Consider the following 23,382-nt stretch of genomic DNA (forward strand, 5'->3'; position numbering starts at 1 on the left):
ATTCAGAGCAGCCAAACTCCGCTGAAAGGACGCGACATGAGCGATAACAACAATTCACTGTTCAACCAGTCGCTGGAGAAAGGCCTGGCCGTGCTGCGTGCCTTCAACGCCCGGCAACGCACCATGAACCTGGCCGAGGTGGCCGAGGCGGCGGGTATCAACAAGAGTTCGGCGCAGCGCATGATCCACACCCTCGAAACGCTCGGCTACGTGCGCAAGCACCCGCAGACCAAGCGCTTCCAGCTCACGCCCAGGGTGATGGAGATCGGCTACAACTACCTGGCCGCCGACACCCTGGTGGACGTGGCCAACCCCTTCCTCGCCGAACTGGCGCAGATCACCGGGGAAACCACCAACCTCACCGAGCCCGACGGCCTGGAGATGGTCTACGTGGCGCGCTTCGTGGCGCCCAAGTTCATCCCCATCCACATGCCCATCGGCAGCCGCATCCCCATGTACTGCACCGGCTCCGGCCGCGCCTACCTGAGCGCCCTGGACGATGACGAAGTGCATGCGGCACTGGCGGCCAGCGAGCTGAAGCGCCACACGCAGCAGACCCTGACCGGCCCGGAGGAAATCTTCGCGCAGATCGAGGCGACCCGGCGCAAGGGCTACGCGATCAACAACGAGGAACTGTTCCTCGGCGACATGACCATCGCCGCGCCCATCCTCGGCAGCCAGGGCCAGCCGGTGGCCGCCGTGCACGTGGTGGCGCCGACCAGCCGCTGGAGCATGGAGGAGGCGGAACGCAAGCTGGCGCCTGCGGTGATCGAGTGCGCGCGGGCGATCCGCACCTCGATCAGGACCCTCTGAGCGCCGTGTGGCACCCGGGGCGTGGACGGTCGATCAGTCTTCCATCGCCTTGATCGACTTGGGCGACAGGCGCAGGCTGCGCAAGCTGCGCTTCACGCTCTTGAGGTGGTTGACCAGGCTCGGGCCACGGGCCATGGCGACGCCCATCGCCAGCACGTCGATCACCACCAGGTGGGCGATGCGCGAGGTCAGCGGGGTGTAGATCTCGGTGTCTTCCTGCACGTCGATGGCCAGGTTCACCGTGGCCAGGTCCGCCAGCGGCGTCTGGCTCGGGCACAGGGTGATCAGCGTGGCGCCGGCCTCGCGCACCAGGTTGGCGGTGATCAGCAGGTCCTTGGAGCGGCCCGACTGGGAAATGCAGATGGCCACGTCGGTGGGCTTGAGCGTCACCGCCGACATCGCCTGCATGTGCGGGTCGGAATAGGCGGCGGCGGTCAGCAGGAGGCGGAAGAACTTGTGTTGGGCATCGGCCGCCACCGCACCGGAGGCACCGAAGCCGTAGAACTCCACGCGCTGGGCCTGGGCGCAGGCGGCGATGGCGCGTTGCAGGGCCTGGGGGTCAAGCTTCTCGCGCACGTCCATCAGGGTGTGCAGCGTGGTGTCGAAGATCTTCAGGCTGAAGTCGGCGACCGAGTCGTCCTCGTGGATCGCGAACTGGCCGAAGCTCGCGCCGGCGGCGAGGCTCTGCGCCAGTTTCAACTTGAGGTCCTGGAAGCCGCCGCAGCCGATGGCGCGGCAGAAACGCACGATGGTGGGTTCGCTGACGCCGACGCTCTGCGCGAGGTCCGCCATGGAGCTGTGCATGACTGCGGCGGGATCGAGCAGGACGTGGTCGGCGACCTTCAGTTCCGACTTGCGCAGCAGGTGGCGCGACTGGGCGATGTGTTGCAGCAGATTCACAGGGCAGGCTCTTCGAAGTGGGGGATACGCCTCACGGCTCGATCAACGCGTGGGGACAACTCGGTTATGATCGACGGCCGTCGGGCTGTAGTGACCTTGTAGTTATACTACATGACCCGCTTTTCCGCCCAGGTAAACCACGCAGGAGTGCACCCTTGACCCAGCCCTGTGACATGTTGGTCTTCGGCGGTACCGGCGACCTCGCCCTGCACAAGCTGCTCCCGGCGCTCTACCACCTGCATCGCGATGGGCGCCTGCATCCGCAGCTGCGCATCCTCGCCATCGCCCGCAATCCCCTCGACGCCCCGCAGTACCGGGCCCTCGCCGAGCGCCACTGCCGCGCCCAGGTGGCCCGCGCCGACTTCACCAACGAGGCCTGGGCGGGGTTCGCCGCGCGGCTCGACTACTTCGTCATGGACGTCTCCCAGAGCGCCGACTTCGGCCGCCTGGCCCGCCACCTGGGGCCGGGCGAGGATCGCGGCCGCGTCTACTACCTGGCCATCGCCCCGCGCCTGTTCGAGGACATCGCCCGGCACCTGCAGATCGCCGGCCTCGCCGGGCCCCAGGCGCGCATCGTGCTGGAGAAGCCCATCGGCCACTCCCTGGAATCGGCCCTGGCGATCAACGCCGCCATCGGCGCGGTGTTCGACGAGCGCCAGGTCTTCCGCATCGACCACTACCTGGGCAAGGAGACGGTGCAGAACCTCATGGCCCTGCGCTTCGCCAACGCCCTGTTCGAGCCGGTGTGGCGCGCCGGGCACATCGACCATGTGCAGATCAGCGTGTGCGAGACCCTGGGCGTGGAGAACCGTGGCAGCTACTACGACCACGCCGGCGCCATGCGCGACATGGTGCAGAACCACCTGCTGCAGCTGCTCTGCCTGGTGGCCATGGAGGCGCCGGTGCGCTTCGACGCCGACGCGGTGCGCACCGAGAAGGTGAAGATCCTCGAGGCCCTCAAGCCCATCTCCGGGCTCGACGTGCAGGACAAGACCGTGCGCGGCCAGTACGCCGCCGGCAAGATCGGCGGCCAGGAAGTGCCCGCCTACTACTTCGAGAAGAACGTCGACAACGACAGCGACACCGAGACCTTCGTCGCCGTGCAGGCGGAGATCGACAACTGGCGCTGGGCCGGCGTGCCCTTCTACCTGCGCACCGGCAAGCGCCTGGCGCGCAAGTACTCGGAGATCGTCATCCAGTTCAAGCCGGTGCCGCACCGCCTGTTCAACGGCGGCGAGGCCAACCGCCTGCTGATCCGCCTGCAGCCCGAGGAGCGCATCAGCCTGCAGCTGATGGCCAAGAACCCCGGCAAGGGCATGCGCCTGGAGCCGGTGGAACTGGACCTGAACCTGGCCCAGGCCTTCAGCCAGCGCCGCTGGGACGCCTACGAGCGCCTGCTGCTGGACGTGATCGAGGGCGACTCGACGCTGTTCATGCGCCGCGACGAGGTGGAGGCCGCCTGGCGCTGGGTCGACCCGATCCTCGAAGGCTGGCACGAGTACTACCAGAGCCCGCGCAGCTATCCCGCCGGCTCCACCGGCCCCGAGCAGGCCCACAGCCTGCTGGAGCTGCAGGGCCGGGAGTGGAACGACTGAGGCGAATGGAGCCGCCTCCAAGGGAGTGGTTGCGGGAAGAAGGGCGGGCGAATGAATTCGCCCCTACGAAAGCGCGGCCGCCCCAAAGCCCCGTAGGTTGGCGCCGAGACCCGTAGGATGGGTAGAGCGCAGCGAAACCCATCATTGGGATATCGGGCATTGCACCCCATCGCCCATGAATTCGCTGCCGGGCGTGACTCCGCCTGGTGGATAAAAGAGCGTTATCCACTCTACGCAACGGGATAGTCCGTGCAGGTGGGAGCGGTTTCAGTTCCCACGCCGTCACCCCCACCGAAACACCAACGGCCCGCGCCGTCATTGCTCCAGCGCAATACCCGCGCCGCGCGGCTTGCCTAGAATCGGCGGTTTTTCGCGCAACGAGCCTCGCCCATGTCCAGCCGCCAAGCCCCCGAACTGCTCTGCCCCGCCGGCACCCTCAAGGCCATGCGCCATGCCTTCGCCTACGGCGCCGATGCCGTGTACGCCGGGCAGCCGCGCTACAGCCTGCGCGTGCGCAACAACGAGTTCGACCACGCGACCCTGGCCGCAGGCATCGCCGAGGCCCACGCCCAGGGCAAGCGCTTCTACGTGGTGGTGAACATCGCGCCGCACAACGCCAAGCTCAGGACCTTCCTCAAGGACCTGGCCCCGGTGGTGGCGATGGCGCCGGACGCGCTGATCATGTCCGACCCGGGGCTGATCATGCTGGTGCGCGAGCACTTCCCGCAGGTGCCGGTGCATCTCTCGGTGCAGGCCAACACGGTGAACTGGGCGAGCGTGAGGTTCTGGCAGGCCCAGGGGCTGACCCGGGTCATCCTGTCCCGCGAGCTGTCGCTGGAGGAGATCGGCGAGATCCGCCGCGAGGTGCCGGAGATGGAGCTGGAGGTGTTCGTCCACGGTGCGCTGTGCATGGCCTACTCCGGCCGCTGCCTGCTGTCCGGCTACATCAACCACCGCGACCCCAACCAGGGCACCTGCACCAATGCCTGCCGCTGGCAGTACAAGGCCGGCGAGGCCCGCGAGGACTCGCTCGGCGACCTGGTGCACCGCTGCACGCCGCAGCCGACCCTGGGCGAGGGCGCACCCAGCGAACGCCTGTTCCTGCTGGAGGATGGCAGCCGCCCGGGCGAATACATGCCCGCCTTCGAGGACGAGCACGGCACCTACATCATGAACTCCAAGGACCTGCGCGCCGTGCAGCACGTGGGCCGCCTGCTGGAGATGGGCGTGCACTCGCTGAAGATCGAGGGTCGCACCAAGTCGCACTTCTACGTGGCGCGTACCGCCCAGGCCTACCGCCAGGCCATCGACGACGCCCTCGCCGGTCGTCCCTTCGAGCCGCGCCTGCTGGAGCGCCTGGACTCCCTGGCCAACCGCGGCTACACCGAGGGCTTTCTGCGGCGCCACACCCACGACCACTACCAGAACTACGAGCACGGCAGCTCGCGGCCCTCGCGCCAGCAGTTCGTCGGCGAGCTGACCGGCGTGCGCCGGGGCGAGCTGGCGCAAGTGCGGGTGAAGAACCGCTTCGAGGTGGGTGATCGCCTGGAACTGATGACCCCGTCGGGCAACCTGGGCTTCATCCTCCATGGCCTGGAGACCGAGGCCGGCGAGCGCCGCGATGTCGCGCCCGGCGACGGCCACGTGCTCTACATCCCGCTGCCCGCCGACCTCGACCTGGAGTACGCCCTGCTGCTGCGCGACCTGCCGGAGGCGGTCAGCGCCACAGCGCCGTCGCCTGCTCCTTGAGCAGCGCGGCGAACACCGGCGCCTCCACCGGCGGGCTGATCAGGTAGCCCTGAATCTCGTCGCAGCCCTGGGTCTTGAGGAAGTCCATCTGCGCCTGGGTCTCCACGCCCTCGGCCACCACCTTGAGTTCCAGGCCGTGGGCCATGGCGATGATGGCGCGGGTGATGGCGGCGTCCTCGCCCCCGGAGGACAGGTCGCGGATGAAGGTCTGGTCGATCTTCACGTAGTCCACCGGGAAGCGCTTGAGGTAGCTCAGGGACGAGTAGCCGGTGCCGAAGTCGTCGATCGCCAGCTTCACCCCCAGCTCGCGCAGCTGGCGGAAGGTGGCGATGACGTGCTCGACGTTCTCCAGCAGGTGGCTCTCGGTCAGCTCCAGTTCCAGCAGCCGCGGCGACAGGCCGGTCTCGTCGAGCACCTGGCGCACCAGGCTGGTGAGGTTGCCCTGGCGCAGCTGGTGGCCGGAGAGGTTCACCGAGACGCGGATGTCCGCCAGCCCCTGGCGCTGCCACTCGCGCGCCTGCAGGCAGGCCTGGCGCAGCACGAACTCGCCGATGGGCGCGATCAGCCCGGTCTCCTCGGCCAGGCCGATGAAGTCCCCCGGCGGCACCAGCCCCAGTTGCGGATGGCGCCAGCGCACCAGCGCCTCGGCGGCGTTGAGGCTGTCGTCGGCCAGGCACAGCTTGGGCTGGTAGAAGACCTCCAGCTGGCCTTCCTCGATGGCCTTGCGCAGCTGGGTCTCCATCTGCAGGCGTTCGAGGGTGCAGGCCTGGAGGTTGTCGGTGAAGAACTGGAAGGTGTTGCCGCCCAGGTGCTTGGCGTGCTGCATGGCCATGTTGGCCTGGCTGATCAGGGTGGAGATCTCGCGGGCGTTGTCCGGCAACAGGCTGATGCCCAGGGAGGCGCTGACCACCAGTTCCTCGCCGCCCACCGTCATCGGCGTGCGCAGCTTGGTCAGCAGGCGGCTGGCGGTGCGCGCCAGGCTGGAGAGGCTGCCGTAGGCGTCGAGGATCACCGCGAATTCGTCGCCGGACAGCCGGGCGATGGTGTCCGCCTCGGGCGCGGCCTGGGCCAGGCGCCGGCTCATCTGCCGCAGCAGCTGGTCGGCCACTTCATGGCCGAGGCTGTCGTTGAGCACCTTGAAGCGATCCAGGTCGATGTGCAGCAGGGCCAGGCTGCGACCGCTCTGGCGCGCGCGCTGGCTGGCCTCGTGCAGGCGGTCCTTGAACAGGGTGCGGTTGGCCAGGCCGGTGAGTTCGTCGTAGTGCGACAGGTAGCGCAGGCGCTCCTCGGCATCGCGGCGTGCGGAGAGGTCGGCGAAGAAGCCGACGATGTGGCTGGCGTTGCCCCGGGCGTCGCGTACCACGTTGAGCTGCAGCCACTGCGGGTAGAGCTCGCCGTTCTTGCGGGTGTCCACCAGTTCGCCCTGCCAGCTGCCGCTCTGCTCCAGCTCCTGGCGGATCAGGTGGTACTGGCGGCGGCTCTCGCGGGTGCTGTTGATTTCCACCACCGTGCGGCCGAGCACCTCGTCGCGGCGGTAGCCGGTGACTTCGCTGAAGGCCTGGTTGACCGCCAGCAGGCGGTATTCCGGGTCGAGGATGACGATGCCCTCGCTGGCCGCCTCGAAGACCATGGCCGAAAGGCGCTGCTGCTCCTCGGCCTGCTTGCGCTCGGTGACGTCGCGGCGGGTGCCGAGCATGCGCAGCACCTTGCCCTGCTCGTCACGCTCCACCACGCGGCCGCGGTCCTCGACCCAGAGCCAGCGGCCGTCGGCGTGGCGCACCCGGTAGTCGATGGCGTAGCCGTCGCTGCGGCCCTTGAGGTGGTCGACCAGGGCCCGGCGCAGCAGCGGCAGGTCGTCCGGGTGCAGGCGCGGCTTGAGGTCGCTGAGCACGCGGGTGACGTCGTCCATCTCGATGCCGAAGATCTCCCGCAGGTGCGAGTGGTGCACCTCGTCGGTCTCCAGGTTCCAGTCCCACAGCCCCAGCTCGCTGGCCTCCAGGGCCAGGGCCAGGCGCGCCTCGCTCTTGGCCAGGGCGTGGCTGGCGTCGGCCAGTTCCAGGGTGCGCTGGGCGACGCGGATCTCCAGGTCGTTGTGGGCGGCGCGCAGCTCGCGCTCGGCGCGCCGGCGCTGCTCCACTTCCCGCGCCAGCTCGCTGTTGAGCCCCTCGGCGCGGACCTTGGCGTGCTCCAGATTGTCGATCAGCGCCTGGTTGTGGAAACGCTGGATCAGGCTGCGCTGCACCAGGCGGTTGACCTGCCAGGCCACCACCATCAGCGCGGCCAGGAGGATCAGGCTGAGCAGGCCCCAGCCGCGCTGCAACGGCTCGCCGCTGGCCAGCAGCCAGGACACGGTGGGCACCAGGCACGGCAGGGCGAAGGTGAGGAAGGCTTGCAGGCTCACCGCATAGGCGACGCTGGCGGAGAGGATGGCGGCGGCGATCAGCCCGTAGACCAGCGCCTGCTGCAGGAAGGCATCGCCCGGCACCAGGAAGATCACCGGGAAGGCCAGGGTCAGGCCGGAGGCGGCGGCACCGAGAAGGAAGGTGCGGTGCCACTGGGGCTGGGCCTGGCGCGAGGGCAGCGCGGCCTTGAAGGCGGCCACCTGGGTCAGGCGCAGCACCGCCAGCAGCACCAGCCACACCAGCCAGCCGCCCAGCAGCAGGCCGTTGGCGGGCTCCCACAGCAGGTAGGCGCAGGCCAGGCCGTTGAGCAGCATGAATAGAGTGGGGGTTTGCGAGCCCTGGTAGAGCAGGCGCGTGCGCTCCACGGCCAGGTCCGTTGCGAAGTGCTGGCTGAGGGCGCGGCTGTCGCCGCCGGGCAGGTCGATCTGGGCTTCGTTGGGTGTCGCGGTCATAGGCGATTTTCTTGTAATGGTTGCCTAGGCGTCGGCGGAGCTTACCCGAGCGGAACGTGCCGCCAAAGCTTTATGTGCCGTGTTTCACGGATGCGCCGCCCAACTTTCGGCGGGCCTTCCGGGCGCGGCTCGCGAACCGTCTGGCTGACCACGCGGTCATCGGTTTGCCCTCGCCTGGGCCGGTCAATAGAATGCCGCGATGCATGACGATCTCTCTCTCCTCCTGAACTCCCTGAACGATGCCCAACGCCAGGCCGTAGCCGCCTCGCTGGGGCGTCAACTGGTCCTCGCCGGTGCCGGCTCGGGCAAGACCCGCGTGCTGGTGCACCGCATCGCCTGGCTGATCCAGGTGGAGCAGGCTTCGCCGCACTCGATCCTGTCGGTGACCTTCACCAACAAGGCCGCCGCCGAGATGCGCCACCGCATCGAGCAGCTCCTGGGCATCAACCCGGCGGGCATGTGGGTCGGCACCTTCCACGGCCTGGCCCACCGCCTGCTGCGCGCGCACTGGCAGGAAGCCGGCCTGGCCGAGAACTTCCAGATCCTCGACAGCGACGACCAGCAGCGCCTGGTCAAGCGGGTGATCCGCGAGCTGGGCCTGGACGAGCAGCGCTGGCCGGCGCGCCAGGCGCAGTGGTTCATCAACGGGCAGAAGGACGAAGGCCTGCGCCCGCAACACATCCAGGCCGGGGGCGACCTGTTCCTCGGCACCATGCTGAAGATCTACGAAGCCTACGAGGCCGCCTGCGCGCGCACCGGGGTCATCGACTTCTCCGAACTGCTGCTGCGCGCCCTCGACCTGTGGCGCGACAAGCCCGGCCTGCTGGCCCACTACCAGCGGCGCTTCCGCCACATCCTGGTGGACGAGTTCCAGGACACCAACGCCGTGCAGTACGCCTGGCTGCGCCTGCTCGCCCAGGGCGGCGACAGCCTCATGGTGGTGGGTGACGACGATCAGTCGATCTACGGCTGGCGCGGCGCGCGCATCGAGAACATCCAGCAGTTCTCCAGCGACTTCGCCGACGCCGAGACCATCCGCCTGGAGCAGAACTACCGCTCCACCGCCGGCATCCTCAAGGCCGCCAACGCCCTGATCGCCAACAACCAGGGGCGCCTGGGCAAGGAGCTGTGGACCGAAGGCGAGGACGGCGAGCCGCTGGGCCTGTACGCCGCCTTCAACGAGCACGACGAAGCCCGCTACGTGGTGGAGAGCATCGAGAGCGCGCTGAAGGACGGCATGGCGCGCAGCGAGATCGCCATCCTCTACCGCTCCAACGCCCAGTCGCGGGTGCTGGAGGAGGCGCTGCTGCGGGAGAAGATCCCCTACCGCATCTATGGCGGCCAGCGCTTCTTCGAGCGCGCCGAGATCAAGAACGCCATGGCCTACCTGCGCCTGCTCGACGGTCGTGGCAACGACGCCGCCCTGGAGCGGGTGATCAACGTCCCCGCCCGGGGCATCGGCGAGAAGACCGTGGAAAGCATCCGCGAATTCGCCCGCGCCCAGGACGTCTCCATGTGGGAGGCGATCCGCCTGCTTCTGGCCAACAAGGGCCTGCCGGGCCGCGCCGCCGGCGCCCTGGCGGTGTTCATCGAGCTGATCGAGAACCTCGCCGCCAAGGTCATGGAGATGCCCCTGCACCTGATGACCCAGACCGTCATCGAGCAGACCGGGCTGATCACCTACCACAAGGAAGAGAAAGGCGAGAAAGGCCAGGCCCGGGTGGAGAACCTCGAGGAACTGGTCAGCGCCGCCCGCGCCTTCGAGAACGGCGAGGACGATGTCGAACTCACCCCGCTGCAGGCCTTCCTCAGCCATGCCTCGCTGGAAGCCGGCGATACCCAGGCCGATGCCTTCGAGGACAGCGTGCAGCTGATGACCCTGCACAGCGCCAAGGGCCTGGAGTTCCCCCTGGTGTTCCTGGTGGGCATGGAAGAAGGCCTGTTCCCGCACAAGATGAGCCTGGAGGAGTCCGGCCGCCTGGAAGAGGAGCGCCGCCTGGCCTACGTCGGCGTCACCCGCGCCATGCAGCGCCTGGTGCTGACCTACGCGGAAACCCGCCGCCTCTATGGCAGCGAGACCTACAACAAGGTTTCGCGCTTCGTCCGCGAGATCCCCCCGCAACTGATCCGCGAAGTGCGCCTTGGCAACAGCATCAGCCGCCCGGTGGCCGGCGGTGCACGCAGCGGCGGCTCGATGTTCTCCGGCGCGGAGATCCCGCAGACCGACTTCAACCTCGGCCAGCGCGTGCAGCACGCGCTGTTCGGCGAAGGCACCATCCTCAACTTCGAGGGCTCCGGCGCCCAGGCGCGGGTGCAGGTGAAGTTCGAAAGCGAAGGCAGCAAGTGGCTGATGCTCGCCTACGCCAAGCTCCAGGCCCTCTGACCGAACCCGGGCCCCGCTGCCATGGCGGAGCCCGGCACAACGCGCACTTGGCAGTTATCCACAGCCACGGCAGGATGGCCGCTCCCCTCCTTCTTGCGGAAACACGGACGTGCGCCTTCCCCTGCTGCTGCTCAGCCTGATCATCGCCACCGGCATCGAGGCCGCCCCCGGCTTCGAGGTGAAGCGCGAAACCGACAGCTACCGCGACTGGAACACCGGTCAGCGTCGCGAGCGCACCGAGACCTCCCTGCGCCTGGACGGCGAAACCCTGTCGATGAAGGCCCTCTCGCGCCTGCTGGCACCCGGCGGCGAGACCCTCTACCCGACGCTCTGGGACGCCCGCGTCAACGGCCCCGACCAGGTGCTGATCCTCTTCAACCGTGGCAGCGGCCAGGACTTCGAACTGGCCCGCCTGTACCGCAAGAACGGCGGCAAGCCGCAGGCCGAGGTGTTGCTGCGCGACCTCCCCTACAACTGGTTCAACGACGCCCGCCGCAAAGGCTGGGTGAGCGTGGGCGGCGCGGACCGCTTGTACCTGGTGCAACTGCAACCGCTGCGCATCGTCGATGCAGGCCCCGGCGCGCTGCTGGATGTGCGCGGCGAGGTGGCCCTGCTCGCCGACCCGGGCTGGAACAAGCGCCCGCCGGCCTTCCTCGCGGTGGACATGCAGCGTGGCCGCGAAGTCGCCCGCCTGGAGTTGGACCCTGCCTGCTTCGTGCTGCCCGATCTGGAGTTCAGCCATCCGCTGATCTATTCCGCGCTGGGCAGCTCCACCCCCGGGCGCCTGCGCTTCCAGGATGGCCCCGCCTGGTTCGACCGCAACCTGGAGCTGGTCACCACGCCCGCACCGGCCCTGCGCCTGCGCCCGACCCAGCAACTGCCGCGACCCGACCCGGTACGTTGGGGCGTGACCCTGCGCGAGGTGGACGCCGGTCCGCAGCCGCGCACGCCGGAAACCCTCGACTACGCCTCCAGCCCCGAGCCCGACGACTTCGTCGATACCCTCGACCTGGTCCCCGGGCAATGCCAGGCCATCAACCCCAATCCTCCGCTGCATGCCGGCCAGGCGCCCTACCCCAGCAGCCAGGTGCCAACCGACGACCTGTGCCTGGGCGAGCCGCTGCCCGGCGTGCCGGACACCCTGCGCCAGGAGCGTTGCGTACTGCCGGCACGCACCCGCGTGCTGGTCGGGAGTCCGCGCTGGTCGCTGGAGGAGGTGCGCTATGCCTATCGTCCCGGCGGCACGGGGGCGGCCATCGAACAGACCGTCTACCAGCTGCGCGAGGGCGACGTGGTGAACCGCTACATCGCCAGCAGCAATGGCTATGCCGAGGCCCTGGCGATCCGCGAGGTGCTGCCCACCGGCCAAGGCGAGGCCCTGTTGAAAACCCGCGGTGACGGCGCCTACGAACTGCTGCGCGCCTCGACCGAGGCCGACGGCAAGCTGCGCCTGGGCTACCTCGACATGCTGCCCTACCCCGCCAGCCCCTTCGACTCCAGCCGCCCGGGCTGGGTCTACCTGCGCAAGCCGGGCCTGCTGGTGCGCCTTGCGCCCTTCGCCCATGAGCAGACCGGCGAGAACCTGCTGGATATCCGCGGCGAGACCCTGCTCTACGCCTATGGCGACAGCGAGAAAGACCGCCTGACCCTGGGCCAGCGAACCTTCGGCAGCGACCGCGCCGACGACTCGCCCCTGCCGGGCCTGGTACTGAACGCCAGATGCCGGCGGGAGGACGACCCCTACTGGGAATTCACCCTGCCACCGGTCAACGCGACGCTGGAGCAATCCGCCGCCTGGTTCGCCCGCAACTTCGACTACCAGCCCGGCGCCAAGGGCGCCATCCGCCTGCGCACCGACCACCAGCTGCGCGCCCGCCCGGGCTGCGCCGCCCGCTAGCTCGGCCGTGGGAGCGGCTTCAGCCGCGAAGCGCTCGCCGGATGGCCTTCAGGGGCCGGCAGCAACATCGCGAATGAATTCGCTCCCACGGGAAGTGCGCCGGCCCCGGCGGCACACGCCCCTCAGCGCAGCCGTAAAAAATCCCGATACATTCTGCCGCTAGCCATCGCAGGCGCGACTGGGCAGCATGGCGCGCGTGGACCCCTAACCAAGAGATGCCTCTGATGCGCCGATTCCTCAGTATCGCCCTGGCCCTTTGCGTCGGCCTGACGCTCAGCCTGGATGCCAACGCCAAGCGTATGGGCGGTGGCAAGACCTTCGGCTCCGCGCCGACCCACCAGACCCGCCAGGCGCAGCCCAACACCCCTGCCGCCACCCCGACCGCACCCGGTCGCCAGCCCGCTGCCGCCAGCGGTGCCTCGCGCTGGCTCGGCCCGCTGGCCGGCCTCGCCGCCGGTGGCCTGCTCGCCTCCATGTTCATGGGCGACGGCTTCCAGGGCATGCAGATCTTCGACTTCCTGATCATCGCCCTGATCGCCTTCGTCATCTTCCGCTTCATCGCCGCCCGCAAGCGCCAGCAGCAGGGCCAGCCCGCCATGGCCGGGGCGCCGTTCCAGCGCGAGATGCCGCAGCAGCAGGCGCCGATCTTCGGCAGCGCCGCCGCCCCGGCCCCGGTGGCACAACGCGCGTTCAACGCTCCGAGCTGGTTCAACGAAGAGCGTTTCATCGAAGCCGGCCGCGAGCACTTCATGTCCCTGCAACAGCACTGGGACGCGGCCGAGATGGACAAGATCGCCGAGTTCGTCACCCCGCAGATGCTCAGCTTCCTGAAGGAGGAGCGCGCCAGCCTGGGCGACGGCTTCCAGTCCACCTACATCGACAACCTGCAGGTGCAGCTGGACGGCATCGACGAGCTGGCCGACAAGACCGTCGCCACCCTGACCTTCAACGGCGTGTCGAAGACCTCGCGCTTCGACCAGGGCGAAGTGTTCAGCGAAAGCTGGCGCATGGAGCGTGCCAACGGCGACAACCAGCCCTGGCTGGTGGCGGGCATCCGCCAGAACTGATCACGCCTCGCGCAATGAAGAAACCCCGGGCATGCCCGGGGTTTTCTTTTGTGGTGTTCGCTCAGCCTCTGAGCCGAACGAGAGGGTGGATGACGCTCTTTCATCCACCACACCCTGCGTGGGCCGCGACCGGAATCTGTGGGTCGGGTGCAACCCGGCGTTCGTGGCAGGCGGCAGCAGGGACCGCTAGCGGTCCTTGGCGAATTAATTCGCCCCTACTGGGCGATATCCACCGGTATCAAACCGCCGCCTTGCGCATGCCGACATGGGGGATGTCGTCCTCCAGGTAGACCTCGGTCACCGGCACGAAGCCGTAGCGCCCGTAGTAGTTCTGCAGGTGCGCCTGGGCCGAGAGGTACACCGGCAGGCCCGGCCAGCGTCGCTGGCAATCCTCGAGGGCGCGCTCCATCAACTGGTGGCCCAGGCCGGTGCCGCGCGCGGCCTCGGCGATCACCACGCGGCCGATCACCACCTCGCCCTGGTTGTGCTGCGGGTCCAGCAGGCGCAGGTAGGCCACCAGCGCATCGCCATCGCGTGCCATCAGGTGGCAGCTGTCGCCCACCAGGTCCAGGCCGTCCACTTCCAGGTAGGGGCACTTCTGCTCGACCACGAACACCTGGGTGCGCAGGGCGAGGATGTCGTAGAGCGTCTGCTTGTCGAGTTCGCTGTGGTGGCTGCAGGCCCAGGTGATCGGCATGGGGGCTCCGTCGTGGTTTGGGTAAGGGGGCAGTATGCAATGCACCACCACCGGACGAGCGGTCCGCTCGCGGTTTTTTTCTTCCGGGCGCCAGCTACTGTATAAAGCGCATCCCAATGCACGAGGACCTGTCGCCGTGGAAGAAGTCATCGAACAGCTGCGCGAACTCAACGAACCCGTACCGGTCCCGCTGGAGCTGCCGGACGACGAGCTGCTTGTGGAGATCGAGGAGCAGTTGCTGATCAACCTGCCCTTCGAGCTGCGCGAGTTCCTGCTCAAGGTCAGCGATGTGGTCTACGGCCGCCTGGAGCCGGTGACCGCCACCGACCCGCAGTCCCACACCTACCTGCCGGAAGTGGCCTCGGTGGCCTGGGACCTGGGCGTGCCCCGCGACCTGGTGCCGATCTGCCAGGACGGCCGCGACTACTACGTGGTCGACCTGGAAGGCGAAGTGCTGCTCTGGTCCGGCGAAGAGGGCGACATGACCGATGAGAGCTGGGACTCCGTCTGGCACTGGGCGCGCGACGTCTGGCTGGAGAGCTGAGCGCCCTCCCGCCCCTCAGTGGTGGCCCTGGTCGCGGCTCTGCTCCAGGGTCTCCAGCAGCGCGATCTGCATGCGCGAGTGCACGCGGATCAGCCAGCGCCACAGCAACGCGATGACCCCGGCCGCCAGCAGCGCGATCAGCAGCAGCAGCTCCAGGGTCGGCAGGATGCTCGCCGACAGCGCCATGAGCAGCAGCATGATCACCCCCAGCGACAGCGCCGGGATCACCTCGGCGATCACCTTGCGCACCCGCGCGGTATGCCGCCCGGCCTTCTCCGGCGTCACGCCCATCTCCGCCAGCAGCATCGACAGCGCCTTGAGCTTGCGGTACGCGGCGATCAGGAAGGGCAGCGACAGCAGTAGCGCGGCGCCCCAGACCATGGCCTTCTGCAGGTTCTGCTGGGCCACCCAGTCGCTCAGGTACTCGCCCAGGGTGCCGGCGAAATAGGCGCCGGAAAGGAAGATCGCCACCACCAGCGCGATGTTCACCCCCACCTGCAGGAGGATCTTGCGGATCATCCCCGCCAGCACCGCGCCCTGCCCCTGGGGCTGGATGCTGCGCAACCAGTCGCCATAGAGGTTGAACACCCGCGCGATGGGCGCCGGCACGATGCCGGCGAGCGTCTGTGACAGCGGATCGGCTGCGCGGATCAGGTAGGGCGTGAGCAGCGTGGTGATGGCCGAGACCGCCACCGCCACCGGGTAGAGGAAGTCGCTGGTGACCTGCAGGGTCATGCCCAGCGCGGCGATGATGAAGGAGAACTCGCCGATCTGCGAAAGGCCCATGCCGACGCGCAGCGAGGTGCGCCCGTCATTGCCGGCGATGAACGCGCCGATGCCGCAGGAGACCATCTTGCCCAGCACCACGGCGACGGTGATCACCGCGATGGGCCAGGCGTATTCCAGCAGGATCGCCGGGTCGATCATCAGGCCGATGGCGACGAAGAAGATGGCGCTGAACATGTCGCGTACCGGCTCCACCAGGCGCTCGATCTGCGCCAACTGGCGCGACTCGGCGATGATCGCGCCGATCAGGAAGGCCCCCAGCACCATGCTGTATTCCAGCTTCACCACCAGTAGGCAGAAGCCGAAGCACAGCCCCAGCACCGTCACCAGCAGCATCTCGTTGCTCTCGAACTTCGCCACGTAGGCCAGCAGGCGCGGCACCAGCAGGATGCCGATGACCAGCGCGACGACCATGAACAGGCTGAGCTTGCCCACCGTGGCGAACACCTGGCCGGTCTCCACCGAGCCGGACAGGGCGATGCCCGAAAGCAGCGCGATGATGCCGATGCCGAGGATGTCCTCGACTATAAGCACGCCGAAGATCAGTTGGGCGAAGCGCTCGTTCTTCATCTTCAGGTCGCTCAGCGCCTTGATGATGATGGTGGTCGAGGAAATGGCCAGGATGGCGCCGAGGAACAGCGAATCCATGGTGCTCCAGCCGAAGAAGCTGCCGATCTCGTAGCCGATCCAGATCATCAGCACGATTTCCAGGAAGGCGGCGATGAAGGCCGTGGCCCCCACCTTGAACAGCTTGCGCAGGCTGAACTCCAGGCCCAGGCAGAACATCAGGAAGATCACCCCCAGCTCGGCGAGGATCTTGATCGTCTCTTCCTCGTGGATCAGGGCGAAGGGCGGCGTGTGCGGGCCGATGAGGAAGCCGGCGATGATGTAGCCCAGCACGACCGGCTGCTTGAAGCGGTGGCAGAGGATGGTGACCAGGCCGGCCACCAGCATGATCACGGCCATGTCCTGGATGAAACTTATGGCATGCATGGCGCACCGGCTCCTTCTTGCTGGTCAGTGCGCAGGACACAGTGCCGCGCCCGGGGTTGCTCGCTTGGCTCCTTGGGAGCCCCTGTATGAAATAGGGAAGTTCCTAGTCAGAACTTTCGGCAGAGTAACACCGGGCACCGCACCGTCATTTTCGGCGAAACAAACCGAAACAGCTTTGCCGGGCCGCGAGGGGAAGCAGCCGCATCAGCCGCCTTTCAGCCCCCGCTCCTGGCGTGGGCGGTCTCCAGCTCCAGCAGGTTCATCAGGAAGTTGCCGAAATAGGTCATGTCCTGCTCGATCGCCACCCGCGCCCCCTTGGCGTCACCGGCGAGCAGCGCCGCGAAGGCGTCCTCGTGGAAGTCGTTGAGGCGCAGGGACAGGTCGGCCTCGGTGAACAGCTGGTTGAAGAAGGGGCCGACCTGCAGCCACAGCGACTCGATCATGCGCAGCAGCGTGGGGTTGGCGCAGGCGCGGTAGAGCGTCATGTGGAACAGGCTGTTGTCGTCCAGGTAGCCCTGCACGTCGCGCCGCTCCAGGGCCCGCTCCATGTTCTCGACGCAGCGTCGCAGCTGCTCGATGTCCTCCCCGGTGAGCCGTGGCGTGGCGGTCTCCACGGCCAGCCCTTCGAGGGACAGGCGCACCAGGAAGATCTGCTGGAAGCGTTCGCGGGTCATGATCGGCACCCGCAGCGAGCGCTGCGGCTCGCCTTCCAGGGCACCCTCGGCCACCAGGCGCTGCAACGCCGCACGGACCGGCATCGGGCTGGTGCCCCATTCGGCGGCAAGGTCGCGGATCTTGAGGCGCTCGCCGGGCTGGAAACGCCCTGCCAGCAAGCCTTCACGTAGTCGTAGGTAAAGCTGTTCCTGCAGGTTGTCGGCCATGGGTCACTCCTGGCTGGCCGGTGGTGCCGGCAGTTGGGCGAGGGTCAGGCTGCAGTTGCGCATGGTGGTGGATCTCCTGGGTCGACGGATGGCCGGGCCTGTGGATAACTGCCCCGGCGCGCTGCAAGCGCAGCGACCGCCTGGGGACAAGACCGACGGGCCTGCCGATAGTGTGATCACAAAAGCAGTTCGATCATAGGCTTTTGCCAGAAACAGTCCAGCTATTGACATATCTGTGATCACAAAACAGGATGTGCGGAAATTCGAACGAGGTGTTCAAACATGACCGCCAGTGGCATTGCAGAATCCGCCGTTGAAACCTTCGCCGCCGCCGAGCGCGCCCGTTTCATCGCCCAGAACCCCAAATCCCTGGCGCTCGCCGAGCGTGCCCGCCACTCGCTGTTCGGCGGCGTGCCCATGCACTGGATGAGCGACTGGTCGACGCCCTGCCCGCTGTTCGTCGAGCGCGCCCAGGGCGCGCGCTTCCACGACGTCGACGGCCACGAGTACGTGGACTTCTGCCTCGGTGACACCGGCAGCATGTTCGGCCACTCCCCCGCGCCCATCGCCCGTGCCATCGCCGAGCAGGGCGCGCGCGGGCTCACCACCATGCTCCCGGGCGAGGACGCCGTGGTAGCCGGCGAACTGCTGGCCGAGCGCTTCGGCCTGCCCTACTGGCAGGTGGCGACCACCGCCACCGACGCCAACCGCTTCGTCATCCGCTGGGTGCGCGCCATCACCGGGCGCAAGGTGCTGCTGGTGTTCGACGGCTGCTACCACGGCACCGTCGACGACGTCATGGTGCGCCACCGCGAGGGCCGCACCGTGCACCGCAGCGGCCTGATCGGCCAGGCGCGCAACCTGGCCAAGACCAGCCGCGCCGTGCCCTTCAACGACCTCGACGCGCTGGAAAAGGCCCTGGCGCAGAACGATGTCGCCGCCGTGCTCTGCGAACCGGCGATGACCAACATCGGCATGGTCCTGCCCGATGCCGGCTACCTGGAGAAGCTCCGCGAGCTGACCCGCCGCCACGGCACCCTGCTGATCATCGACGAGACCCACACCATCTCCACCGGCCCCGGCGGCTGCACCCGCGCCTGGAACCTGCAGCCGGATTTCATCACCCTCGGCAAGCCCATCGCCGGCGGCGTGCCCTGCTCCGTCTACGGCTGCACCGCCGAGATGGCCCAGGCCATGAAGCTGGCCCGCAAGCACGCCAGCGAACAGTCCGGCGGCCACGGCCACAGCGGCATGGGCACCACCCTCTCGGCCAACGCCCTGGCCATGCACTGCATGCGCGCCAACCTGGAACAGGTGATGACCCCGGCCGCCTATGACCACATGCTGCCCCTGGCGGCACGCCTGGCCGAAGGCTTCCGTGGACTTATCCACAAGCACCACCTGGCGTGGTCGGTGACCGAGCTGGGCGCCCGCTGCGAGTTCCAGTTCTGCGCCACCTCGCCGCGCACCGGTGCCGAGGCCGAAGCGGCCTTCCACGACAGCCTGCAGATGGCCCTGCACCTCTACCTGATCAACCGGGGCATCCTCATCACCCCGTTCCACAACATGACCCTGTGCTGCCCGGACACCACCGAGGCCGATGTCGACCGCCTGATCACCACCCTCGACCAGGCCCTGGGCGAGCTCCTGGCCATCCCCGGCGCCCGACTCTGACTGCGAGAAAATCCATGCGATTCGCCGATCCCCAGGAAGCCCGCGACTTCCTCGACCGCCACCCCGAAGTCCGCAGCATCGAACTGATGCTGTTCGACGCCAACGGCATCCCGCGCGGCAAGCTGCTGCACCGCGACGAGCTGCTGGCCATCTACGAGAATGGCCGACCGCTGCCCAGCTCCATCCTCTCGCTGACCATCCAGGGCGAGGACGTGGAAGCCAGTGGCCTGGTCTGGGAAGTGGCCGACGCCGACTGCTGGACCTACCCGGTGCCCGGCTCGCTGGCCCTGCAACCCTGGCGCAGCAGCCCCACCGCCCAGGTGCAGGTGAGCATGCACCCGACCCAGGGCCTGCCCGCCACGCCCGGTGACCCGCGCCACGTGCTGGCCCGCGCCATCGACCGGCTCAAGGCCGACGGCTACCACCCGGTGATGGCGGTGGAGCTGGAGTTCTACCTGCTGGACAAGGCCCGCGACGCCAACGGCCGCCCGCAGCCGGCGCTGCAGGCCAATGGCGTGCGCCCGCAGGCGCCGCAGGTCTACGGCGTGTACGAACTGGAGCAGCTGCAGCCCTTCCTCGACGACCTCTACACCGCCTGCGAGGCCCAGGGCCTGCCGCTGCGCACCGCCATCTCCGAATACGCCCCCGGCCAGCTGGAGCTGACCCTGGAACACCGCTTCGACGCGCTCCAGGCCATCGACGAAGGCGTGCGCTACAAGCGCCTGGTCAAGGGCGTGGCCAACAAGCACGGCCTGGTGGCCTGCTTCATGGCCAAGCCCTTCGGCGACCTGGCCGGCAGCGGCATGCACCTGCACGTCAGCCTGGCCGACGAGGCGGGCAACAACCTGATGGCCAGCGAGGACCCGCACGGCACCCCGCTGCTGCGCCACGCCATCGGCGGGATGATGGCGACCCTCGACGACGCCCTGGCGATCTTCTGCCCCAACGCCAACTCCTACCGGCGCTTCCAGGCCAACAGCTACGCGCCGCTGGCCAAGAGCTGGGGGGTGAACAACCGCACCGTGTCCTTCCGCGTCCCCGGCGGCCCGGCCCAGAGCCGGCACGTCGAGCACCGCATCTGCGGCGCCGACGCCAACCCCTACCTGGCCGCCGCCGCGATGCTGGCGGGCATCCACAAAGGCATCCGCGAGCAGATCGACCCGGGCGAAGCCATCACCGGCAACGGTTACGAACAGGCCCGCGAGACCCTCGCCACCGACTGGCTCACCGCCCTGCGCACCCTGGAGCGCTCGGCCTGGGCGAAGGAGGCCCTGGGCGAAGGCTTCCTCGACATCTTCCTCGCCATCAAATGGGAAGAGTTCCGCCAGTTCGTCAGCGAGGTAGGCGAGCAGGACTGGCGCTGGTACCTGACCCACGCCTGATGCGTGGGGTTGTGGACAAGTTGCTTATCCACAACCCCACCAGCCGCAAACCGCAACTCGTAGGATGGGTAGAGCGGAGCGAAACCCATCAATTCCGAGTACCGGCATGACTTCGGCGTCGGGCGGGCAGCATGGGTTTCGCGGGGCTCTACCCATCCTACGGGGCGGAGTGCGGCTGGGTGTTTATCCACAGGCGGTGCCCCTGTGCTCCGTGCCTGTCTCGCTGCGTCTACAGTTTCACTTCCCAGCCCCGAGACAGAGCCCTTCCATGGAACCCGGCAACGCGCAACTGACGATGACCGTCCTCATGACCCCGGACATGGCCAACTTCTCCGGCAACGTCCACGGCGGCACCCTGCTCAAGTACCTCGACGAGGTGGCCTACGCCTGCGCCAGCCGCTATGCCGGGCGCTACGTGGTGACCCTATCGGTGGACCAGGTGGTGTTCCGCGAGCCGGTGCACGTGGGCGAGCTGGTGACCTTCCTCGCCTCGGTGAACTACACCGGCACCACGTCCATGGAGATCGGCATCAAGGTGGTGACCGAGAACATCCGCGAGCGCTCGGTACGCCACACCAACAGCTGCTTCTTCACCATGGTGGCGCTGGATGACGACCGCAAGGCGGCTCCCGTGCCGCCGCGCCAGCCGGAGACAGCCGAGGAAAAGCGGCGCTTCCTGCAGGGCCAGCAGCGCCGGCAGATCCGCCAGGAAATGGAGCGCCGCTACCGTGAGCTGCGCGAGAACGGCACCGAACCGTCGCTACATCCTGAAAAATAATCTGACGGACTTTTCATACAATCACCGTCAGCCAACGGGTAACCTGACGCACGCGGCGGCAGCCGCGTTCGCCACGGGCCAGGCCCCGTGAACCACCTTCGAACCGTCCTCCGCAGCGTTGCGCGCATCGTTGCGGCCTGGATGTTCCCTGCGTGCAAGGAGCCGCCGCATGCCCCACCACACACCGCTGATCGCGACCCTCTCCGCCGGCCTGGTGCTGGCCTTCCTGCTCGGCAGCCTGGCCAACCGCCTGCGCATCTCGCCGCTGGTGGGCTACCTGCTGGCCGGCGTTCTCGCGGGGCCCTTCACCCCGGGTTTCGTCGCCGACCAGGCGCTGTCCCAGGAGATCGCCGAGCTGGGGGTGATCCTGCTGATGTTCGGCGTCGGCCTGCACTTCTCCCTCAAGGACCTGATGTCGGTGAAGAACATCGCCATCCCAGGCGCCGTGGTGCAGATCGCCGTGGCCACCCTGCTGGGCATGGGCCTGGCCTGGGGGCTCGGCTGGTCGCTGGGCGGCGGGCTGGTGTTCGGCCTGGCGCTGTCGGTGGCGAGCACCGTGGTGCTGCTGCGGGCCCTGGAGGAACGCCAGCTGCTCGATACCCAGCGCGGCCGCATCGCCGTCGGCTGGCTGATAGTCGAGGACCTGGTGATGGTGCTGACCCTGGTCCTGCTGCCGGCGCTCTCGGGCATGCTCGGCGGCAAAGCCCATGGCGGTGGCGAGATCAGCCTCGGCGTCGAACTGCTGCTGACCCTGGGCAAGGTCACCGCCTTCGTGGTGCTGATGCTGGTGGTCGGCCGCCGCCTGATCCCCTGGGTGCTGGCCAAGGTCGCCGGCACCGGCTCGCGGGAGCTGTTCACCCTCGCCGTGCTGGCCATCGCCATGGGCATCGCCTACGGCTCGGCCATCCTCTTCGACGTGTCCTTCGCCCTGGGCGCCTTCTTCGCCGGCATGGTGCTCAACGAGTCGGAGCTCAGCCATGACGCCGCCGAGAAGACCCTGCCCCTGCGCGACGCCTTCGCGGTGCTGTTCTTCGTCTCGGTGGGCATGCTCTTCGACCCGCTGATCCTGATCCGCGAGCCGCTGCCGGTGCTGGCCACCTTCCTTGTGATCGTGCTCGGCAAGTCGGTGGCGGCCTATGTCATCGTGCGTGCCTTCGGCCACCCCAAGAGCACCGCCCTGACCATCTCCGCCAGCCTGGCGCAGATCGGCGAGTTCAGCTTCATCCTCATCGGCCTGGGGCTGGACCTGGAGCTGATGCCGCAGACCGGCCGCGACCTGTTGCTGGCCGGCGCCATCCTCTCGATCCTGGTCAACCCGCTGCTGTTCATCGCCATCGGCCGCTGGCAGGCACGCCAGGACCGCAAGGCGGCGGAGCTGCTGCCGGAGCAGGCAGCAGTCGAGGACGTGCCGCCGGCGATCGAGGAACACGACCACGCCATCCTCATCGGCTATGGCCGCGTCGGCCGCAAGATCGCCCTGCGCCTGCGCGAGGCCGGCACGCCGCTGGTGGTGATCGAGGACAGCCGCGCGGGGCTGGATGAATTGCGTGAGGCGGGCATCAGCGCGGTACTGGGCAACGCGGCGCGACCCGAGGTGCTGGAGCTGGCGCAGCTGGCGCGGGCGCGCTGGCTGCTGCTGGCGATCCCCAATGGTTTCGAGGCCGGGCAGATCGCCCAGCAGGCCCGCGCGGTGAACCCGCAGCTGACCATCATCGCCCGCGCCCACTTCGACGCCGAGGTGGAGCATCTGGAACAGAACGGCGCGGACCTGGTGATCATGGGCGAGCGCGAGATCGCCCGCGCCATGATCGATCGCGTCGCCGCCGACCAGGCCACCCCGGACGCACCGGTCGCGGCCTGACGACGGCGCGAGCCGTCACTCGGCGTGCTGGTGCGCGCCGTGGTCCATGTGCTCCATGTGCTGCATCTGCCCGTCGGCCTTGGCGGGCGCTTCCTTCTGCACGGCGATCTCCACCTGCAGGTCGCCGGCCTTCTCGAAGTGCAGGGTGAGCGGGAAGCGCTCGCCATCCTTCAGCGGCTGCTTCAGGCCGAACAGCATCAGGTGGTAGCCGCCCTGCTCCAGGCGCACCTCGCCACCGGCGGGGATGGCCAGGCCGCCCTGCACCTGCTGCATCTTCATCATGCCGTTGACGTGGGCGTGCTCGTGGATCTCGGCCTTGTTCGCGCGCGGGGTGTCGGCGCCCAGCAGGCGGTCCGGCGTGTCGCCGCCGTTGTGCACCACCAGGTAGGCCGCGCCGTTGGGCGAGACCGGCGGCACTTCCAGGGCCCAGGGGTGTTCGATGTGCAGCTTGCCCAGCTCGTATTCATGGGCCTGGGCGAAGGGGACGAAGCCCAGCAGGGCGATCAGGGTCAGCAGTGTCTTGCGCAT

General features: G+C 68.2%; 17 protein-coding genes. 11 read left to right on the plus strand and 6 right to left on the minus strand.

What is annotated here, in order from left to right; all coding sequences use genetic code 11:
• Positions 1–36 precede the first annotated feature (36 nt).
• Positions 37–813, plus strand: coding sequence for an IclR family transcriptional regulator (locus PHLH3_RS29925; protein WP_213627347.1), 777 nt, complete (start codon positions 37–39; stop codon positions 811–813).
• 33 nt (positions 814–846) lie between these two features.
• Here the strand turns inward: PHLH3_RS29925 and hexR are convergent, their stop codons facing one another.
• On the minus strand, positions 847–1,713 hold the full coding sequence (gene hexR, locus PHLH3_RS29930; RefSeq protein ID WP_111259177.1) for a transcriptional regulator HexR: 867 nt from the start codon (positions 1,711–1,713) through the stop codon (positions 847–849).
• Between the two features lie 173 nt (positions 1,714–1,886).
• Here hexR and zwf point away from each other — a divergent pair, with 173 nt between their 5' ends.
• Positions 1,887–3,308, plus strand: coding sequence for a glucose-6-phosphate dehydrogenase (zwf, locus tag PHLH3_RS29935; RefSeq protein WP_244863108.1), 1,422 nt, complete (start codon positions 1,887–1,889; stop codon positions 3,306–3,308).
• A 390-nt stretch (positions 3,309–3,698) separates the two neighbouring features.
• Positions 3,699–5,057 (plus strand): tRNA 5-hydroxyuridine modification protein YegQ, encoded by a 1,359-nt coding sequence (yegQ, locus tag PHLH3_RS29940; RefSeq protein ID WP_213627349.1) that lies wholly within the window; start codon positions 3,699–3,701, stop codon positions 5,055–5,057.
• On the opposite strand, the gene PHLH3_RS29945 is transcribed toward yegQ, so the two are convergent.
• Positions 5,026–7,911, minus strand: coding sequence for an EAL domain-containing protein (locus tag PHLH3_RS29945; RefSeq protein ID WP_213627350.1), 2,886 nt, complete (start codon positions 7,909–7,911; stop codon positions 5,026–5,028). The genes yegQ and PHLH3_RS29945 overlap by 32 nt on opposite strands.
• Before the next feature lie 199 nt (positions 7,912–8,110).
• Between PHLH3_RS29945 and uvrD the strand changes: the two genes are divergently transcribed.
• The 3 genes from uvrD to PHLH3_RS29960 all read left to right on the plus strand — a co-directional run bounded on the left by uvrD (position 8,111) and on the right by PHLH3_RS29960 (position 13,258).
• The gene (gene uvrD, locus PHLH3_RS29950; protein WP_173178163.1) at positions 8,111–10,294 is read left to right on the plus strand and encodes a DNA helicase II; all 2,184 of its coding nucleotides are present in this window, start codon (positions 8,111–8,113) and stop codon (positions 10,292–10,294) included.
• Positions 10,295–10,403: 109 nt separating this feature from the next.
• Positions 10,404–12,191: a hypothetical protein gene (locus PHLH3_RS29955; RefSeq protein WP_213627351.1), complete on the plus strand. Its 1,788-nt coding sequence runs from the start codon at positions 10,404–10,406 to the stop codon at positions 12,189–12,191.
• A 224-nt stretch (positions 12,192–12,415) separates the two neighbouring features.
• Positions 12,416–13,258 (plus strand): TIM44-like domain-containing protein, encoded by an 843-nt coding sequence (locus tag PHLH3_RS29960; RefSeq protein ID WP_213627352.1) that lies wholly within the window; start codon positions 12,416–12,418, stop codon positions 13,256–13,258.
• A gap of 238 nt (positions 13,259–13,496) precedes the next feature.
• Here PHLH3_RS29960 and PHLH3_RS29965 read toward each other — a convergent pair whose 3' ends face one another.
• Positions 13,497–13,955 carry a GNAT family N-acetyltransferase gene (locus PHLH3_RS29965; protein WP_213627353.1) on the minus strand — a complete coding sequence of 153 codons (459 nt, stop codon included), beginning with the start codon at positions 13,953–13,955 and terminating at the stop codon, positions 13,497–13,499.
• Between the two features lie 136 nt (positions 13,956–14,091).
• Here PHLH3_RS29965 and PHLH3_RS29970 point away from each other — a divergent pair, with 136 nt between their 5' ends.
• The gene (locus tag PHLH3_RS29970) at positions 14,092–14,499 is read left to right on the plus strand and encodes an SMI1/KNR4 family protein (RefSeq protein WP_111259185.1); all 408 of its coding nucleotides are present in this window, start codon (positions 14,092–14,094) and stop codon (positions 14,497–14,499) included.
• Between the two features lie 15 nt (positions 14,500–14,514).
• Here the strand turns inward: PHLH3_RS29970 and PHLH3_RS29975 are convergent, their stop codons facing one another.
• Both PHLH3_RS29975 and PHLH3_RS29980 read right to left on the minus strand, forming a co-directional pair.
• Complete coding sequence (locus tag PHLH3_RS29975) at positions 14,515–16,278, minus strand: cation:proton antiporter (protein ID WP_213627354.1); 1,764 nt, start codon at positions 16,276–16,278, stop codon at positions 14,515–14,517.
• 215 nt (positions 16,279–16,493) lie between these two features.
• On the minus strand, positions 16,494–17,159 hold the full coding sequence (locus tag PHLH3_RS29980; RefSeq protein WP_213627355.1) for a GntR family transcriptional regulator: 666 nt from the start codon (positions 17,157–17,159) through the stop codon (positions 16,494–16,496).
• A 282-nt stretch (positions 17,160–17,441) separates the two neighbouring features.
• On the opposite strand from PHLH3_RS29980, the gene PHLH3_RS29985 reads away from it, so the two are divergent.
• From PHLH3_RS29985 to ybaL, 4 genes are all read left to right on the plus strand, one after another.
• A complete protein-coding gene (locus tag PHLH3_RS29985) occupies positions 17,442–18,833 on the plus strand; it encodes an aspartate aminotransferase family protein (protein ID WP_213627356.1) in 1,392 nt (463 codons plus the stop codon).
• Positions 18,834–18,847: 14 nt separating this feature from the next.
• Positions 18,848–20,215, plus strand: coding sequence for a glutamine synthetase family protein (locus tag PHLH3_RS29990; RefSeq protein ID WP_213627357.1), 1,368 nt, complete (start codon positions 18,848–18,850; stop codon positions 20,213–20,215).
• 268 nt (positions 20,216–20,483) lie between these two features.
• Positions 20,484–20,993 (plus strand): acyl-CoA thioesterase, encoded by a 510-nt coding sequence (locus PHLH3_RS29995; RefSeq protein ID WP_213627358.1) that lies wholly within the window; start codon positions 20,484–20,486, stop codon positions 20,991–20,993.
• A 169-nt stretch (positions 20,994–21,162) separates the two neighbouring features.
• Positions 21,163–22,854 (plus strand): YbaL family putative K(+) efflux transporter, encoded by a 1,692-nt coding sequence (ybaL, locus tag PHLH3_RS30000; RefSeq protein WP_213627359.1) that lies wholly within the window; start codon positions 21,163–21,165, stop codon positions 22,852–22,854.
• 15 nt (positions 22,855–22,869) lie between these two features.
• Here ybaL and PHLH3_RS30005 read toward each other — a convergent pair whose 3' ends face one another.
• The gene (locus tag PHLH3_RS30005; protein WP_213627360.1) at positions 22,870–23,382 is read right to left on the minus strand and encodes a copper chaperone PCu(A)C; all 513 of its coding nucleotides are present in this window, start codon (positions 23,380–23,382) and stop codon (positions 22,870–22,872) included.

The organism is Pseudomonas sp. Pc102 (genome assembly GCF_018408275.1).
In the GTDB taxonomy this organism is placed as follows: Bacteria; Pseudomonadota; Gammaproteobacteria; order Pseudomonadales; family Pseudomonadaceae; genus Metapseudomonas; species Metapseudomonas tohonis.

What these genes read in the sequence shown, in the direction of transcription:
- PHLH3_RS29925 (WP_213627347.1), top strand. Translation starts at nt 37, where the DNA reads ATGAGCGATAACAACAATTCACTGTTCAACCAGTCGCTGGAGAAAGGC.
- zwf (WP_244863108.1), top strand. Translation starts at nt 1,887, where the DNA reads ATGTTGGTCTTCGGCGGTACCGGCGACCTCGCCCTGCACAAGCTGCTC.
- yegQ (WP_213627349.1), top strand. Translation starts at nt 3,699, where the DNA reads ATGTCCAGCCGCCAAGCCCCCGAACTGCTCTGCCCCGCCGGCACCCTC.
- PHLH3_RS29945 (WP_213627350.1), bottom strand. Translation starts at nt 7,911, where the DNA reads ATGACCGCGACACCCAACGAAGCCCAGATCGACCTGCCCGGCGGCGAC.
- uvrD (WP_173178163.1), top strand. Translation starts at nt 8,111, where the DNA reads ATGCATGACGATCTCTCTCTCCTCCTGAACTCCCTGAACGATGCCCAA.
- PHLH3_RS29960 (WP_213627352.1), top strand. Translation starts at nt 12,416, where the DNA reads ATGCGCCGATTCCTCAGTATCGCCCTGGCCCTTTGCGTCGGCCTGACG.
- PHLH3_RS29965 (WP_213627353.1), bottom strand. Translation starts at nt 13,955, where the DNA reads ATGCCGATCACCTGGGCCTGCAGCCACCACAGCGAACTCGACAAGCAG.
- PHLH3_RS29975 (WP_213627354.1), bottom strand. Translation starts at nt 16,278, where the DNA reads ATGCATGCCATAAGTTTCATCCAGGACATGGCCGTGATCATGCTGGTG.
- PHLH3_RS29980 (WP_213627355.1), bottom strand. Translation starts at nt 17,159, where the DNA reads ATGGCCGACAACCTGCAGGAACAGCTTTACCTACGACTACGTGAAGGC.
- PHLH3_RS29985 (WP_213627356.1), top strand. Translation starts at nt 17,442, where the DNA reads ATGACCGCCAGTGGCATTGCAGAATCCGCCGTTGAAACCTTCGCCGCC.
- PHLH3_RS29990 (WP_213627357.1), top strand. Translation starts at nt 18,848, where the DNA reads ATGCGATTCGCCGATCCCCAGGAAGCCCGCGACTTCCTCGACCGCCAC.
- PHLH3_RS29995 (WP_213627358.1), top strand. Translation starts at nt 20,484, where the DNA reads ATGGAACCCGGCAACGCGCAACTGACGATGACCGTCCTCATGACCCCG.
- ybaL (WP_213627359.1), top strand. Translation starts at nt 21,163, where the DNA reads ATGCCCCACCACACACCGCTGATCGCGACCCTCTCCGCCGGCCTGGTG.
- PHLH3_RS30005 (WP_213627360.1), bottom strand. Translation starts at nt 23,382, where the DNA reads ATGCGCAAGACACTGCTGACCCTGATCGCCCTGCTGGGCTTCGTCCCC.